Here is a 17,169-nt window from a genome sequence, read left to right on the forward strand (position 1 = left end):
ATCGTTGTAAGAAACCCGGCCATTTCATCTCGCTTCACTCTTTCTTGTTCGTCTACTTCGTAGTCATTTTTTACTCTGGGCTAAAAATCATCTTGTCTTTTTTTATGTATACGATTCCAAGTTGTGCATGCCTATCTCATAATCTATTCGACGTTTTGAACGTTTTTCCTGTTTTTAATCTCTACACATACAAAAAAAACCGACAGAACCTGCTCTCCTTTTTTTCGGAAGAACAGTATTTTAGTCGGTTCCAGCCTTATTTATAAAAAGTTCCCAGAACGTCCAGCTCTGAAGAGCGCTCAATTCGAAATGGATAGATATACCCCTGATTCATTCGGGTAAATTTGCGGCTCCACAGATCCAGTCCCGATGTGAACTGATAAGCCTGATATATAAACTTGGAGCAATAATTGCGCTCAATACTGCGCAGATTGGTCTGCAAACGGTAGAATTTTACCTGCTTGTAATGGTCATGTACCCACCCGGCTGCTTTCATGCCTGCCTCATTCAGTCTGGAACGGAATATAATAAAGCGATCTCCTTCATAAAAACGCGTGAGATACCACTCTAATGAATCAGCAAATACAGGCCCATAAGGATGCACATGATACACTTTTCCGTCGAGACCGATAATGCCCATATGCCCAGCGTAATAGGTTGATTCTGAGCTTGGCGTGTACACAATATCCCCTGGCTCTAGCTTCATCTCGCCCAACACGTTAATAGGCAAGTCCTGATGCAGCCGTTTGGCTGCTGAGCGTTCACGCCGACCTTCAACCAACAAGCGATGAAGCGCACCAGCAAGTGCGAGATACATTTCAGACCATTTGATCTTTTTTTTATCAGATCGTTTGAACCACCGCTGGATGAAGGTGAAACCTCGTTGTGGCTGTGATCCCTTTTTCATACGCTGCACTCCACTCTGATCTAGTTATTGTATCTATATAAGTTGAATTAAAGTTTATTTACACTGGCACTACGATGACAGAACAATCTTCCAATCGCTGTTATCCCCAGATTTTTTCGATTCCCTTTTCCTAAGGGAAAATCCGGTGATAAAGGCGACCGCTTCGCTTTTTCAAATTTTTTCTGTCCTCTCCGTTATCGTGTAAATGATTATTTCAAATTATATAGTTGTTATTCCACAGTTTCTCAGGCTTATTATAGACATTTGGCGGTTCATGTTCAATTCTAAGCCTGTTCTATCTTGTGCAATTATGCCTTCTTATTACCCATTTTATGCAAAAAAGATGACTTCGGAATGAACCCGAAGTCATCTTAATATAACCGATCGCATACCTTTATTCTTCTACAACGCCAAGAGCTTTATTTTTCTCCTTAAAGCGACTGTTATGGGAAGAAACATAAGCCACTTTTTCCGCTTCAGGGTCCATGTAAAGCTTTGCACTGTTTACCGCTAGGGCTGCATCAGTGAAAGTACCAGCAATCAAATACAGTTTGCTACCATAATCTACAAAATCACCTGCGGCAAAAACACCGGGAATATTGGTTTGCAATCTCTCCGTTGTAGTGACATGCCATTCGCCAAGATCAAGTCCCCAATCCCGGATTGGACCAAAGTCACTCTTCATGCCGTGATTTACAATGACAGCATCGACTTCAAGCAGTTCAGTTTCGCCTGTGTCTACGTGTGAGATAGTCACCTGTTCAATCACATCACCACTCATACTATGCAAAGTCTCTACCGCATATGGTGTACGGACATCTACAGAGGATTCTCTCATACGCAGTACATTACGCTCCAACCCGCCAAAGCGGTCACGACGATGCACAACCGTAACTTGCTCTGCCAGGGCTTCCAGTTCATTCGCCCAGTCCACAGCAGAGTCGCCTCCACCCGAGATCAACACACGTTTACCACGGAATGGCTCCAGTTCTTGCACGGTATAGTGCAGATTGCTAACCTCGTAACGGTCTGCACCTTCAAGCTCCAGCTTGGCCATTTTATATATACCATATCCGATTGCCATAATGACGGTACGTGTCCAGTGTTGCTCACCTGTTGCAGAAGTTAGCAGAATTGTGCCATCAGGTTGACGCTCGAATCCTTCGATCTGTTGTTCAAATACGAGGGTTGGCTCAAAAGTTTTTGCCTGTTCTTCCAATTGTTTGATCAGATCTTCACACAGAATTGGCGTCACACCCCCGACATCCCAGATCATTTTCTCCGGATAAAAGAGCATGCGACCTCCCAATCTGTCACGTGCCTCAATCAACTTGGTCTTCATATCTCGCATGCCGCTATAAAAGGCAGAGTACATGCCCGCAGGGCCACCGCCGATAATGGTTACATCATAAAGTTCCAACTGCTGATTCATATTAAAAATACCTCCGTTAATTCGATCCAGAACATCGAGTATTTGATATCGATTCTCATTATCACTTAAATCCTAGTGTAATGGTAATCTTATCAAATTACAATGGCTAAAAAACAAACATTTCTTGTACAAAAATTCTACGAACACATCTGCTCTTTACTATTGGGCTCTTGGAGCCGCCAACAGCTTTTCAACGACAAAATCAATTTGTTTATTGATTGAATAGATATCCGAATAGTAGAAGAAATCAAAATCAATTTCAATTAGGCGACCTTCTTTAACAGCCGGGATGCTACTCCATATTGGATCATCCGTAAGGTTATCTGCCCCTTCATACACCGAACGAAACACGTAGTCCCCGATATATTCAGGCAGTACTTCCATGGATAGATTAGAGCCTCCCGCTTCCGAAACTACATCAATTTTCTTTTGTACCACTTCAGGTGCTTTCATCCCCAAGTATTCATATAGTGCCTGAGACCCTCGGCCATATTGCTTGCTCTCTACAACAACCATACCTTTCAAACCGCCCTCCACAATGGAAACCGTTTTGTCCAATATGCCTGCATCTGCTAGTGTTTGCTTACTCTCTTCGACTTTGCTATTAAGATTATTGATTAATGTCTCAGCTTCCTGTTCTTTGCCAAAAATACTCGCTATACTCTGGAGTCTTTCTTCTGTTGTCATTTTCTCGTATGGAATATATACCGTTGGTGCGATATCCTTTAACAACGTATACGTCTCTTCTGAAGGAACAATGATCAGATCCGGATCAAGGTCAATGACAGCTTCAGGATTCGGTTCGAACCAGGTGCCTAGTGAATTTACACCTTCAAGCTCACTCTTGTAGGCAGCCCCGTTGAATACTTCAGATGTAGCAATTGGCTTAATTCCAAGCGCAACGACGTCTCCCTGGAGATACAATACAACAACCCGTTTTGGATTCGCTGGAACAACTACGTCGCCCTTAACCGTTGAGACCGTGCGTGTTTCATTGTCTTTGTTCGTCTGGCTTCCTGTGTCTGACGATACTGCCATACTGCTGTTATTGGAACTGGCACCCGTTCCTTCGCCAGCTGCTGGTGTTGTTGCTGTACCTGAAGAGCAGGCTGCGAGGAGCATCGTTATGCTCAATAATGCAACCATAATCATACTGGAACTTGTTTTTCTTCTTTTCATTGGTGTAGACCCTCCGTCTATATATTGATAATGATTCTCATAATCAATATATCCCGACTTCCATCTTCGGCCAATGGACGATTCAGAGATTACCAATGGACGATCCTCTGTTCTCGCTTCTTCTCTCATCTTTCGTTGATACTGTATCGGAGAGATCCCCACATGTTTTTTGAAGATACGACTAAAATAATACACATCCGAATAACCTACTTCTGCTGCAATTTCACTCAGCGTTGCATCAGATCGCAAAAGCAGATTGCGAGCCTTAGCGATTCGGGTCTGAATTAAATAATCAATGGGACTGTGACCCGTCTGTCGTTTGAATTGCATGGATAAATGACGGGAGCTGTAGTTGAATTGTTCAGCCAGGAAATCAAGCGTGACCTGTTCCCTATAATGGTTCTGTATATAACGAAGTGTTTGTTTCACCGGGTCAGCAAGCTCTGTTTTGATCTCCTGCTCTGCCAACTGAGCCATCATTTCATGAATGAACTGGTAAAATAAACTTTTTGTATGAAGCATATCCAGACTCCCAGATTGAATCCATGCACCCTCAAGCTCATCAAGGTAACGTAACAACCCCAGCGGACTGCTCGGTGCAAATCCATATTGCAAAGAGAACGGCGCAACTTCCGGCTGTGCCAATAACCACTTTTTACGATAACTAGGAAAGGCAAGGAATGCTCTGTAATAGAGCAGAATATATTCAAAATCTTCGTTGGTTTGGATATCCAGTGAAGATCCTTTCGCCCCATGAAGCATGTAGAACCGCTCTGCCTTGTATGTTTGTCCATCCAACTGAAGCACAGCCGATCCTCGAATCGTATATATAAAACCATTTGCCGGAAGTGTGTAAGAACTCAGTTGTGCCCCTGCCTCCATAACGATTCGGCGTATATCCAGAACCTTAACAGCGGCATGATTCCAGCATTTCATCTGTTCGTCTAATTGCATCGAATACTCTCCAATCCCAACCTCACCCGGAATAAAGGCCTTACAAGGTCATCATTCTGCCACACATCCGATAAAATATGTGTAGCAGTGGTTCACTAATATACCTCTATTATAAATGATAATAATTTTCATTATCAACTGTAATTTGGAGTGGAATTGGATTTCATCTCATCCATCACTTGTTATGCTTATTTTGGTTCAGAGATCTTCGTAAACCAGGCGGCCAATTCCTCTGTTTGATCCAATGTTGCAATCGGGTCAAAGTACCATGAACGATCCGGGCTCCAGATAAACACACGATCATTTTTAACAGCATCCAGTGAACTCCAGACCGGTTTCGATTTCAACTCTTCCAGGGTCAGATTATCTGCTGTTAGAATAATGTAGTCTCCGGCAAACTCAGGAATCGCTTCCGATGAAACTTCAACCAGTTGATCCTTCATTAAAATCTCTTTTTTATCTGCAGGAGGATTCAGCCCAAGCGCGCTATAGACTGCCTGACCTCCCCGACCAAAATTATCACCAAAGGCCAACGGTGCTTTATCATAGAATTGCATGACCGACACCTCCGCCTGCGGATCAATCGCCTCATGAACGCGCTTCTTGGCATCTGCAATTCTTGCGTCATAATCGGTTAACCATGCCTCAGATTCTTTTTCTTTATTCAGGACTTCACCGAAATAGGCAATTTCTTCGTGGGTGTTTTTCAATTCGCCATAAGGTACAACCAAGGTAGGTGCAATTTTGCTAAAGGAATCAAATAAATCAGGATTACCTGTCACAATGAGATCCGGTTCAAGTTCCAACACCTTTTCGAGCGAAATGGTTTCATATTCACCAATATTTTGCACACCCTCAAGTGATTTGATAAAATAAGGATTCTTCAGGTTCATCTCCGGTGTACCCACAGGTTTGATTCCCAGGGCGATCAGACTTCCCAAATACAAGTCAACCACAATCCGTTTAGGTTCAGCCGGGATTGTAATATCTCCCTTAACCGTTGAGACTGTGCGGGGTTCCGATGTTTTGCTTTGATTCTCCGCTGTTACTGTCTTCGTAGAACTTGACGTACTATTGCTTCCGGAAGCATCCCCACTCGAATTACTGGCAACACCTGTAGAGCAAGCACTTAACAGTAATGTAAGACTTAATAGAATACTAAGTAGCATTCCCGTTCTTGTCTGTCTGTTCATATTTATTGACCCTCCATGCTTATATTGATAATGATTATCACCATCAGTATAAACATACCTTCCACTTCCACCTCTGAAAATGTCATTTCGCGCCATGCCTAATGTCAGATCAGGCCAATATAGGGGTGCTGAGGTCTTTTCTTTGAATTGCAAAGGAGAAAGACCTGTATGTTTCTTGAACATACGTCCCAAATAATATCCATCCGGATAACCGATGCCGGCTGCAATCTCATCCAACGTGGCGTCCGTTTGCAGCAACATCTCCTTTGCTTTGAACAAACGAAACTGAATCAGATAATCGATCGGACTGGTTCCGGTGGACTGCTTGAACTTGCGTGACAAACTTCTGGGGCTGGTACCAATCATTTCTGCCAAAACTTGAAGTGTAAGTGGCTGGGTGTAGGAAGACTCTACAATTTCAATGACTTTGCTGACCTGATCCAACATACTTGGATAGCGATTGGATATACGAGGAATCTGTGATGAGATCTGCTCCACAAATGCATAGAACAAACTCTTGGCCTGAAAGTGATGAATGGGGTTCTTTTGATCCCACAAAACGTGCATCTGTTTCAATTGCTCATATAAAATGGTTGGCGTATTGGGGGTAAAGCCATAGTTCATTTGGAACGGATTGATTCGCTCCATTAACCTTCCCAGATCGTTTCTCCCTCCACTAGGCAGGTTTGCTTTGTACATCAAGTAATATAGGCGCAATCCGGATTCGCCTGCTTGAATCACCAACTTACTCCCTTTTCCCCCATGGAGAACATAAAAGCGACTCACGTCATATGTTTGATTGTCAATCGTCACTCCAGCATCACCTTGAATGGTGAGTACAAAGGTACTTGTCGGGAATTTGTATTTCATCTCTTCATATGCCTCTAATTCCATGTAACGGATATCTGTTATACTCACCGCAGCATAGTTCCAAAGGATATAATAATCATTCCACATTTTACTAACCCATCTCCGTCTACATAGATTGTATCTGTACTCTACTCACTTATTGATAACCATTATCAATTATTATGATGAAGTACGCAATACAACCGACGTAAATGAATGCACACAGACAAAAAAAGCTATTCAAATCCTTCTCTTAACATCCGATATATGTAAATAGAACCATGATAAAGAGAGAAGGAGAACAGAGGATATGAATTCAATCTCATCTGCAACCAAAAGCAGTTTCACTCCCGGTAATCAAGTCTCCAGTCGGGATAAAGAAATTCAGGGACTCATGCAACAGAAGATCCGGCTTAATGAAGAAATGCAAGGTGTAAAAACCAATGACGAGTTGGATACCAAAACCAAAGCTCAACGGATTAAATCCTTAACAAGCTCCATTTCCCAGATCGACAGCCAGATTTCCCAAATTAAAGCAGAGGAATTACAAGAAAAGAACAAATTAAGACAGCCCGAAAAGGCTCAACAGCAACAGTCCAAACCAACCGACGAAACACAAGCCCCTTCACTGGATCACCTAATCAAGCATAGTCAGACTTATGATCAATTGGGTAAGCTGGTCGGTTTGCGTGATCGCATGCAGGGCTCCATTCAGACCACTGAAGGAGAGACCCGATTCGACCGACTTGTTCTGGAGATCAATCCTCCCGCAAATGATCTCGATCTAGGCAAATCAATGATGTTGGAAAATTCAGAACGCACCGTCTTTCAGGCAAAGCGACAGACCGTCCAGGACATCAACTCCCAGTTAAATAAGGTCAATCAGAAGATTGGGGAACTGGTGGAAGAGATCCATCAGCCCGCACCTAAAAAAGGAATACAACCACCTATCTCTGCAACATCTGGTGAAGAAGATCAGGAAATTAATGACGGAAAGAAAACAGGAAGCAAGGAGCACCCGTCAGATGGCGGAACCACAGATCAGGAATCAGGAAACAGTCCGCAAACTACAGCTTCTGCATCTCCTGCTACTTCATATCCATCCGTCGATATTCGAATCTGAGTACACATTGATCAAACATATTAATATGTATACATAATGAGGTTGAAGTGTTTTCGCAACACAGCACTCGACTGGCATCACATAATAGATAAACCGCTATTACAGGTGAATAACTCCTGATAAGTAGCGGTTTTTCTTGTATCTTTAACGTTAGTAGTTGTAGCTACTATGAGTATTTTTTATTTCTAGCACGGAGTACTCGCGGTATCATTTGTACAGATGATACTTCCAGCAATCGCTTTACAACCTTTTTTGATGCGTGTGGCCTCATCAATTATCTGATCTATGTTTTCATATTTTCGCTTGCTATTGGTTACAACGGCGATGGATACCGACACAAGAGGAATGGGCCGATTTAGCCCGGAACGTCCTTCCCCCAGAACATATTGATGATGCCAATCATGTTCGTTGTAAAACGTCCTTTTCATTTCCTCAAAACCTGAGATGACTTCCTCACTAATATGTTTGTAATCATGGTGATTCAGGATTGTAATAAAATCATCACCACCGATATGTCCAAGAAAAGCTTCAGGCGGAACAAATAGCTTACGAAGCAAGTTAGCTGTCGCCTGAATAAGCTGATCCCCCATTTTGAAGCCATAGCTATCATTGTAAGATTTGAACTGATCGAGATCAATGTACAGTACGCTAAAATGGTCCATCTGAAGAGCCTGAGACAGCCTTTCATCTATGATATGATTACCTGGAAGGCCAGTCAGCGGGTTCATAAAAATCGCCATTTCAGCACGTACGTCAGCAACAGCGAGTAGCAAACGTCGAATACTCACAGCTCCATAGAAACTTTCCCCTGACGTGACCAGCACAAGATCATATATTTCCCCTTCATCTCGGTCCATGGCTAGAACACTGACATCTGTAATCTGTTCCGTATAATCCACGACCAGCGCCTGCGTGTTCATCACCAGTTCTACAGGACGTCCCATATACAGATTATAGCCATACTGGGTGCCAATCTGCTGAAAGAATCGGGGCCGCATCATTAATGACACACCCTTCTCCCCCATAACAGCTATACCTTCGAGACTAGGGTTAGACTTGAAAAGATGAAAAACGATATCACATTTTGTATCAGATTGTACTACAGGAATCGGTTCAGCAATCTTGCCTATTTGCGTAAACATACTATTCTACTCCTCTGTTCGTAGCATCTAATCCGAACTTTTCAAATATATATGTAGGTCTTTGTCAATGGTCACATCGTACCACTTTCTACTTGAAAAAGCGTTAACTGAAGGTAAAAGTTTATGAAATAAAATTTTCATCATCATGATCTGAGTTATTTCGTTATGCAAAAATACCGTCAATTATTGGATATCTTCAATCCAATAAAATGACGGTATTCGTTGGCACTGTAGTTGCTCCGTGCTGCGTCATAATTGATATATTCCCACTGGTATCAAAAGCCTTTACTCCAAGAGAACAGCTCGTACCAGGATTCAGTCCTGTTAATGTATATCCACACTTGAACAATACATCTCCTTGTATTATATTCACATAATTGATTGTCTTTTCTTCATCTATCCAATCGATACGTACAGAATCCTTTTCATCTATGTAGGTATAATTTTGGTAACGCTACCATTTGGGCGAGCAATAAGACTATTATGTTTCTCTTCGTGGATCTCAGTACTTCCATGATTTCTGGAGTACCCATTAAGCTTTCTTTCCCTATAATCAAAATAGAATACTCTTTGTTATCAAACCGTTGTCCATTTGATAGATTTCCTTTTATCATGCCCCTTGTTATTCCTAAACCAGTAACTTCATTTATCCTTTGAATCGCATTCTTACCACTAGGACAGTCCAACAGACTCAGTTTTTCGGATTCCCTTAATCCAACGATCGTTACACATATAATAGACGAACGATCTCTCAGTCTCAAAGTCGTGTTATTTCAATATCCCTCCACTTCAATATTTTCTAGCGTTGTAAATTCACTTTTATCAACATTAATGTTTTCATTGGCTTTCATTCATTAGTCCAACTTCATTAAATACTGCTCTATAGTGGACAAAAAGACCGCCAATTTAAAACATCAGCGGTCTTCTCATTGTATTATTTTATTATATTGCTCACCTGTTGCCCTTTTGAAAAGGGAATTACAGGTGAGCAATGACCATTTGATATTTTGTGTTTTAGGCTAAGAGAAGAATCTGACTACAATCTCAACCTTCTTGTTGTTGTTCTTGTTGTTGTCACTGTTTCCGTTGTTCTTGTTGTTTTTACTATTGTTGTTGTCTTGATCCTTAAAACATCCTTCAATCTACTTTCCATAATCTTCCTCACAAAAAAGAATACTTTCTTGTAATATTGCATAGATTAATTTCCTCCTTGTTTACAAAAGGAGATTGCTCACCATCCCAAACTTTATTAAATTCTACCAGATGCGTTGCGAGAAAACAATTCACAGAATTAATTCTATTTAAGATTTATTAAATCTTGTACAACAAAAGCCAAAATCATGCTTAGTAGACAACTGAAATTGTGAAAATTGGAACAGCTACATTTTTCCTTATGTAAATTAATACCCAATAAATTTTTACATTACCAAATAATACTTATTATTACTATCATTGCTTATTAATGTCGCCTGCATTATACTCCTAATTATTGGTTCTAAATTAACTATATAGAATCGATAACCCATTTTGGAGATGGTGTAAATAAAAAATTTCGGAGGGAATTTAATTGTTTAAAAAGGCATCTTTAAAATCGTTTTTCCGTATTACTGCTCTAACTATGGCTTTCTTATTATTTGCTGTAACTGGTGCACAATCTTATTCGTTAGCCGCAGGTGTAGAAAAGTTGCAAAGTGATCAAGAAGTTGTAACCAGCACAGAGGATAATATTGTTCCAGAAACTATTGCTGATGAAAGCTCAAATATCACAGAGGATGCACGCACCACAGACGATGAAAGTCAAAGTCAGAGTAACGTTCCAGAAACTCCGTCTAATGAGAACTACCATAGTGTAAACATTGGCGACTTTGATATTATTGGAGAAGATGTTCCACTTGAAGAGTCGAAAGTAGCATGGGTACTCCCTTGGGTTGGTTGGGAAATCGGAAAGGTTATAGTTTGGTTGGCTGCTGGAGCCGCTGTTGGAGTAACAGTTATCGAAGGCTTTGTAGAAGCTAAAGCGTTTGTGAGTGAACTCACAAAGAGCAAACAGAAAGATAAACCTAAATATTATAGAGTTAAATACGATAAACTAAACCTTTATGTTGGGGCCCCATTGACAGATGACCAAGCTTTTTCAATCATTTCTAGCCCATATGGTGAAGTTTGGACACCAAGTTATAATGACGGTAGAATTCTCGCAGCTAAATTTGCAGGTAAAAATGGAAAAATCATCTCAGAAAATCATTCCAAGAAAAATTATAATGATACTCGCTATTTCTGGCATTTCCATGGAGAGAAGTCAAACGGAGTTCGCTCAGGACATATTTTTCAAGGTACTGAAGGTCAAATGGGACAGATACCAAAACCAAAATAATGAGCAATTAACGTAAAGCATATGATATTCTAGAAATACATATACCATCTCCAGAACTAAATGCTATATATCGAGACAACTTCAGCAATTGCATGAAGTTGTCTTCTTAACCTAATTAATTTAAGAGAAGAGGATGAAGAAGAATTGCATATTAACATACAACAACTATACGAGCGATATCTCACCCTAAATATACCAAATCCTTTTTCATTAGAGCAAATTCACGATCACCTGACCAATAAATATCACGCTGAGAAAGTGGATCTTAGCCTTTTCTCAAATTTAAGTAGTGATCCTTATGCTGACTTCGATCAAGCTATTGCTGCGTATGTGTTCAAAGACAAGCGCGGAATTATTGAACTATTAAAACTGAACAACGAAGAGGAAATTTATGAGCCTTTAGAATTTGCTTGGATCATAAATTCAACAATACAGGGATTTTCTCACATGCTATGTGTTGAGATAAGTGTACTACAAATAGAGATACCCAAGGAACAGATGGTTCTGGGAAACTTACTATTTGAAGAGTATCTGGTAGCTCTCTATTTAACTGGTCACATTTTTTTTGAAAATGATCAATTAATTGACAAAGTGATAGCACGTTATAAAGAAGGTTACCGTCTCCGGTATTTTGGGAACCAAAACGGTGACGATACTTATCTGTGCAATTAAACTATAACCACTTTTGATGCTCTTTCACATTGAAAGAGCTATTTTATTAGTAAGCATGATTTTCTAGACAAATCAGCCCGTCGCGGTGGAAGTGTCAACTGTAAAAAAAGAATGTCATTATGATCTAATGCCCCCCTTCCCTAGTCCCTCAAAAGTGTTGTCTAATATGGATTAGGCGACACTAAGGGCCTTATAATATCCATATTATATAAATAAATCTCTTGAAACACCTGATATAATTCGATTTCGCATATTTATTCATTAAAACTTAAAGTCCCAACTATATTTAGCATAACTCACATATACAAATTAAACTGCATCAGAATATTGTTTTTAACCATCTTTGTTTCTTTTATAAGACGGATGTTCCCTGACAGTACCTTCAACGTTTGCTCGTAGTAAGGTCTTACGATAAAGATTTTCGAATGAACAGTACAGCATAAAGTTATTCAACTGAAATTCAATATCATTCATAAAAATACCGCCCTTCATTGGATTTTTCCAAACCCAATAAATGACGGTATTAGTTGGTTTATATCATAGAAGTTTATCGGTTCCAAATCGAATGATCCAGATATTTACCGCCAAAATTGTTCAGACGGTAAATATGCCAAAACCCGCACCACGTCTACTTTCAGCTTACCTTATGCTCAATTCTCAGCTTGTCAGCGACCATCGCGATGAACTCGCTATTTGTTGGTTTCGACTTGCTGATGTTGATTGTATAACCAAACAAGTGGCTGATGCTGTCGATGTTACCGCGAGTCCATGCCACTTCAATGGCATGACGGATGGCACGTTCGACGCGGGACGGCGTTGTTTTGAATTTTTCGGCAATCGCCGGATACAGTGTTTTGGTGATGGCTCCCAAAATTTCGATATTGTTATACACCATCGTAATGGCTTCGCGCAAATACTGATATCCTTTAATATGCGCAGGTACACCGATTTCATGTATGATGGACGTAATGCTTGCATCCAGATTTTTGTGTTTGCCCATTGGCACAACATTGGATTTCATGAACATGGATGATCCGCTGCTCGTGGACATCGCGGTCTGTGTTCCAACCAGTTGACGCACACGATTCGCAAGCACTTCCATGTCAAACGGCTTGAGAATATAATAAGAAGCTCCGAGTTGCACGGCACGCTGTGTGATATTCTCTTGTCCGAATGCCGTAAGCATAATGACTTTGGGCTGTGGAGACAGGTTCAGGTTGCGCAAGCGCTCAAGCACACCCAGACCGTCCAGATGAGGCATGATAATATCCAGAATCAATACATCCGGCACATCCCGAGTTTGCTCCAGCAATTGCAGTACTTCTTCTCCATTGTATGCAATACCGGTTACTTCCATATCTTCCTGCTCAGATATATATTCGGCAAGCAAATTCGTAAATTCACGATTATCATCGGCCAGCAATACCTCAATTTTTTGCAAAACGGTATCCTCCTTTAAATTAAACATCGTTTCGTACATTTCCTTACAGGTTAAATTTTCGACACAGCAAGTTAAATTCCTCCTGTCGAAAATTATTTTTCTTTATTTTTTTTTCTTGATCCTATATAATAAATAATTTATTTCATTATCCGATATATTATGTTTGCTTTCGACAAAAAAGAACCTCAGGGCTGGTTAGCCAGCCTTGAGGTTCTTATCGTTTTCCTTTTTCATCATCACACCAGCATCTTGTAACATCCATTCAATGAAGCAACCGTAACCCGATTTCGGATCATTCACGAATACATGAGTAACTGCACCGATCAACTTACCATTCTGTACAATGGGGCTGCCACTCATCCCTTGAACGATACCTCCGGTCTTATCCAGCAGTTTCGGGTCCGTGATTCGAAGTACCAGACCTTTTGTTGCTGGTTCGGTTTGATCTGCCACATGAACAATGTCAATGGAGAAGCGTTCAACTTGTTGACCGTCAACCACGGTAAGTATTTCGGCCGGTCCTTCTTTGACTTCATGAGAAAAAGCGACAGGAATACCTTTCGAATACAGACTGTGCTCAGGATTTCCGGACATTTTACCAAAGATGCCAAAAGCCGTATTACGTTCAATATTGCCCAAAATTTTGCTTTCCTTGAGGAAATGAGCACGTTTTTCACCCGGATCACCGGTCTCACTTTTAGAAATGGACGTCACATTGGACTGAACGATCTGACCACTACCCACAACAATAGATGTTTGTGTGTTCATATCTGTAATAACATGGCCCAGTGCGCCGTAAACGCCCTGATCTGGAGCATAGAAGGTAAGTGTGCCAACACCGGCTGCGGAATCACGAATGTACAATCCAAGCCTCCACGCTTGATCCTCGGAGTCATACGCGGGAGTTAATCGTGTCTTCACCGTTTCCTTACCACGTTTTAACACAACATCAATACCTTTTTTACTTTTACCTGCAAGTTCAACGGCTTCAGAGACACCTGCCACGCCATCAAGGCGTTTACCATCCATATGCGTAATCAGATCTCCAAGCTTAATGCCTGCCGTTTCTCCTGGCGATACACGCTCATCCTGCCCGGAACGGACCAGATGATGACCTACCACCAGAATGCCTGCCGATTTAACTTTGACGCCAATCGTTTGACCCCCGGGTACAACACGCAAATCCGGTATCACATTCACATGGACTGTTTTTACCGGAATTTTACCCCACAACTTCAACGTTAATTTGGCATGTCCCGTCTGTTGAGGGTGAAGATGCAAAGGTTGTTGCCTGGTAACATGCATCGCTGCCTGATCATCCAAACCAACGATATCTGGACGATCTACAACGGCGCTTGAAGCAGCAGGTACTGCGAGCCGGACATCGGCTTGCCTGCCAGCAAACACCTGCAATTCATCCGGCAGTGAAGCATAACTTTGCACAGGCTGAATGGCCTGGCTAATCACACAAAGAAAGAAGGCAAATAAAAGACCTAGCAATTTCTTCCTGAGGGGGGAATTCAATGGCTGTCACACTCCCTTTGCTTCTTTCGCTTGACGAAAGGTGGTCGCCAATTGCGTACCTTTAAGATAACCTCGCCCCCAGGCTTTTATTACTGTCAATCATTACGCCAGCCGTCCGTTTCACCCTTTTTTGGCTTCCGCCAAATTCAGCATTTCCTGTGCGTGATGCAGCGTTTTTTCTGTAATTTCCACGCCACCCAGCATACGTGCCAATTCCTTCACTCTGCCTTCGTCTGACAGCGATTCCACCTGCGTCATCGTCCGTCCATCGTAGACATGTTTCTCAATGAGATACTGATGATCTGCCATACAAGCCACTTGTGGTAAGTGAGTTATTGAGAAAACCTGACAAGTCGAAGACAAGCGGAACAATTTTTCCGCAATGGATTGAGCTGCTCTACCGCTAACACCAGTATCAACTTCATCAAAAATCAACACAGGTATCCGGTCATGTCGCGCAAAGATACTCTTCATCGCCAGCATCATTCTCGACAACTCACCACCTGAAGCAATCTTGCCAAGTGGTCGTAATGGCTCTCCCGGGTTCGGTGAGATCAGGAATTCCGCATTGTCCGCACCCTGACGATTCAGACGAATACGGCGTCCATTCCATTCAATGCCCTTCGGATCTTCGAATGGAGTAATCTGAACACGCAGTGTAGTCCGTTCCATTTGCAGATCCTTGAGTTCACTTTCCACCTGTGCAGCAAGTTCCTCTGCGCATTGTTTGCGAACCTTGCTGAGTTCTTCTGCAGACTCCATCACAAGGTTCAGCATTTTGTCACGTTCAGCTCGCAATTTCTCCAGCCGTTCGTCCTTGTTCTCCAGTTGGTCGGTTTCATGGCTAATCTGATCATAATAACTCAGAATAAGTTCAACACTGTCCCCGTATTTCCGTCTGAGGCCAGAAATCAGATTCAGCCTTTGCTCCACTTCTTCCAACCTTGCCGGATTAAATTCAATCTTCTCCCGGTAATCCCTTAGCTGGAATGTCGCATCTTCCAATTGATAAAATGCGGATTGCAGCTGCTCTACAATTGGTTGCAGTCCTTTGCTATCATATCCAGAAATGTCTTCAATTCTTGAAAGAGCAATGCTCACAGCTTCAAGACCGCGTTGACCACTGAGCAGATCATATGCACCAGCAACACTGTCCATCATTTTCTCACTATGGGATAGTTTGACCCGTTCTTCCCCGAGTAATTCATCCTCGCCTCGTGTAAGGCTTGCCGCTGCGATCTCCTCAAGCTGAAAGCGATACATGTCCAAGAGTTGATATGCCCGCTGACTGGACTCCTGAAGCGCACGCAGTTCTTTTTCCGCCGTGATAAACTTGCTGTAGCGCTCCTGGTACTTCACTTTGACAGGTCCGATGACTTCCGAGCCATAGGTATCGAGAAGCCCCAGATGGCTCTCTGCACGCAGCAAACTCTGATGTTCATGTTGTCCATGGATATTGATCAGCTTCTCGCCTACTTCCCGCAGCATGGTCAGATTGACCAATTGCCCATTAATGCGGGACGTACTCTTCCCTTGAGTATTCAACTCACGCCGAATAACCAAATGCTCTTCAGGCTCACAATGGATACCGAGCTTCTCTAACGTCAGCCAGACAGGATGACTCTGCTCCATCTCGAAAAGGGCTTCCATCTCTGCCTTCTCACATCCGTACCGGATCAGATCAGCTGAACTTCGTCCACCGGCAATTAAGCCAAGAGCATCTATAATAATCGACTTCCCTGCACCCGTTTCCCCTGAAAGTACATGGAATCCCGGATGGAATACAACGTCCACTTCTTCCACCACAGCCAGATTTCGAATCGATAACGTAACTAACATCTGCAAAAACACCTCCGGATGACTAACTCAGAAATTATGTTTTTGAACCATTGCTTTAAGCAATATAACCCATGATGCGTTCAATAACGGTCACGCTGTTACCTTCAGTCCGGCAGATAATCAGAATGGTATCATCTCCACAGATCGTGCCCATGACTTCATTCCACTCAATATTATCAAGCAAAGCTGCAATGGAGTTGGCTGTTCCCGGCAAACATTTCATCACAACCAGATTGTTTGTGTGATCAATGTGCAGGAAGTTGTCAACGAGTGCACGCTTCAACTTTTGAATCGGATTGTATCGTTGATCTGTTGGCAAAGAGTACTTGTATCTTCCGTCATCCATCGGAATCTTGATTAACAGAAGTTCCTTGATATCTCGGGATACCGTCGCCTGAGTCACCTGAAAACCTGATTTGCGTAGTGCTTCAACCAGATCATCCTGGGTCTCAATTTCATTTTGACTAATGATTTCACGAATCTTGATGTGCCTTTGTCCTTTCATACATGCCTCCAGTTAAATGTATTGCAATAAAGCAG

Annotated in this window: 12 protein-coding genes; 3 read left to right on the top strand and 9 right to left on the bottom strand. The window is 42.0% G+C overall.

All coding sequences use genetic code 11. The features are described from left to right. Positions 1–256 precede the first annotated feature (256 nt). The 4 genes from MKY87_RS04905 to MKY87_RS04920 form a co-directional block, all read right to left on the bottom strand. A complete protein-coding gene (locus MKY87_RS04905) occupies positions 257–907 on the bottom strand; it encodes a hypothetical protein (protein ID WP_339782937.1) in 651 nt (216 codons plus the stop codon). A gap of 394 nt (positions 908–1,301) precedes the next feature. Next, positions 1,302–2,339, bottom strand: coding sequence for an NAD(P)/FAD-dependent oxidoreductase (locus tag MKY87_RS04910; RefSeq protein WP_338587725.1), 1,038 nt, complete (start codon positions 2,337–2,339; stop codon positions 1,302–1,304). A gap of 159 nt (positions 2,340–2,498) precedes the next feature. Further along, complete coding sequence (locus MKY87_RS04915; protein ID WP_340963175.1) at positions 2,499–4,472, bottom strand: AraC family transcriptional regulator; 1,974 nt, start codon at positions 4,470–4,472, stop codon at positions 2,499–2,501. Positions 4,473–4,660: 188 nt separating this feature from the next. Then, positions 4,661–6,559, bottom strand: coding sequence for an AraC family transcriptional regulator (locus MKY87_RS04920; RefSeq protein ID WP_340914096.1), 1,899 nt, complete (start codon positions 6,557–6,559; stop codon positions 4,661–4,663). A gap of 265 nt (positions 6,560–6,824) precedes the next feature. On the opposite strand from MKY87_RS04920, the gene MKY87_RS04925 reads away from it, so the two are divergent. Continuing rightward, the gene (locus MKY87_RS04925) at positions 6,825–7,637 is read left to right on the top strand and encodes a hypothetical protein (protein WP_340963178.1); all 813 of its coding nucleotides are present in this window, start codon (positions 6,825–6,827) and stop codon (positions 7,635–7,637) included. Positions 7,638–7,822: 185 nt separating this feature from the next. On the opposite strand, the gene MKY87_RS04930 is transcribed toward MKY87_RS04925, so the two are convergent. Beyond that, positions 7,823–8,779, bottom strand: coding sequence for a GGDEF domain-containing protein (locus tag MKY87_RS04930; protein WP_340963180.1), 957 nt, complete (start codon positions 8,777–8,779; stop codon positions 7,823–7,825). 1,567 nt (positions 8,780–10,346) lie between these two features. Here MKY87_RS04930 and MKY87_RS04935 point away from each other — a divergent pair. Together MKY87_RS04935 and MKY87_RS04940 are read left to right on the top strand one after the other, a co-directional pair. Then, positions 10,347–11,153 carry a hypothetical protein gene (locus MKY87_RS04935; RefSeq protein ID WP_339782929.1) on the top strand — a complete coding sequence of 269 codons (807 nt, stop codon included), beginning with the start codon at positions 10,347–10,349 and terminating at the stop codon, positions 11,151–11,153. A 144-nt stretch (positions 11,154–11,297) separates the two neighbouring features. Then, a complete protein-coding gene (locus MKY87_RS04940; RefSeq protein ID WP_339782928.1) occupies positions 11,298–11,825 on the top strand; it encodes a pyruvate kinase in 528 nt (175 codons plus the stop codon). 634 nt (positions 11,826–12,459) lie between these two features. Here the strand turns inward: MKY87_RS04940 and spo0A are convergent. From spo0A to ahrC, 4 genes are all read right to left on the bottom strand, one after another. Then, the gene (spo0A, locus tag MKY87_RS04945; RefSeq protein ID WP_062835258.1) at positions 12,460–13,266 is read right to left on the bottom strand and encodes a sporulation transcription factor Spo0A; all 807 of its coding nucleotides are present in this window, start codon (positions 13,264–13,266) and stop codon (positions 12,460–12,462) included. 195 nt (positions 13,267–13,461) lie between these two features. Further along, positions 13,462–14,790 (bottom strand): SpoIVB peptidase, encoded by a 1,329-nt coding sequence (gene spoIVB, locus MKY87_RS04950; RefSeq protein ID WP_036614352.1) that lies wholly within the window; start codon positions 14,788–14,790, stop codon positions 13,462–13,464. A gap of 120 nt (positions 14,791–14,910) precedes the next feature. Further along, the gene (gene recN, locus MKY87_RS04955) at positions 14,911–16,629 is read right to left on the bottom strand and encodes a DNA repair protein RecN (protein ID WP_340914093.1); all 1,719 of its coding nucleotides are present in this window, start codon (positions 16,627–16,629) and stop codon (positions 14,911–14,913) included. Positions 16,630–16,684: 55 nt separating this feature from the next. Further along, positions 16,685–17,134, bottom strand: coding sequence for a transcriptional regulator AhrC/ArgR (ahrC, locus tag MKY87_RS04960; RefSeq protein WP_017687604.1), 450 nt, complete (start codon positions 17,132–17,134; stop codon positions 16,685–16,687). Between the last annotated feature and the right edge of the window lie 35 nt (positions 17,135–17,169).

This window comes from Paenibacillus sp. FSL R7-0198, assembly GCF_038000415.1.
Classification (GTDB): Bacteria; Bacillota; Bacilli; order Paenibacillales; family Paenibacillaceae; genus Paenibacillus.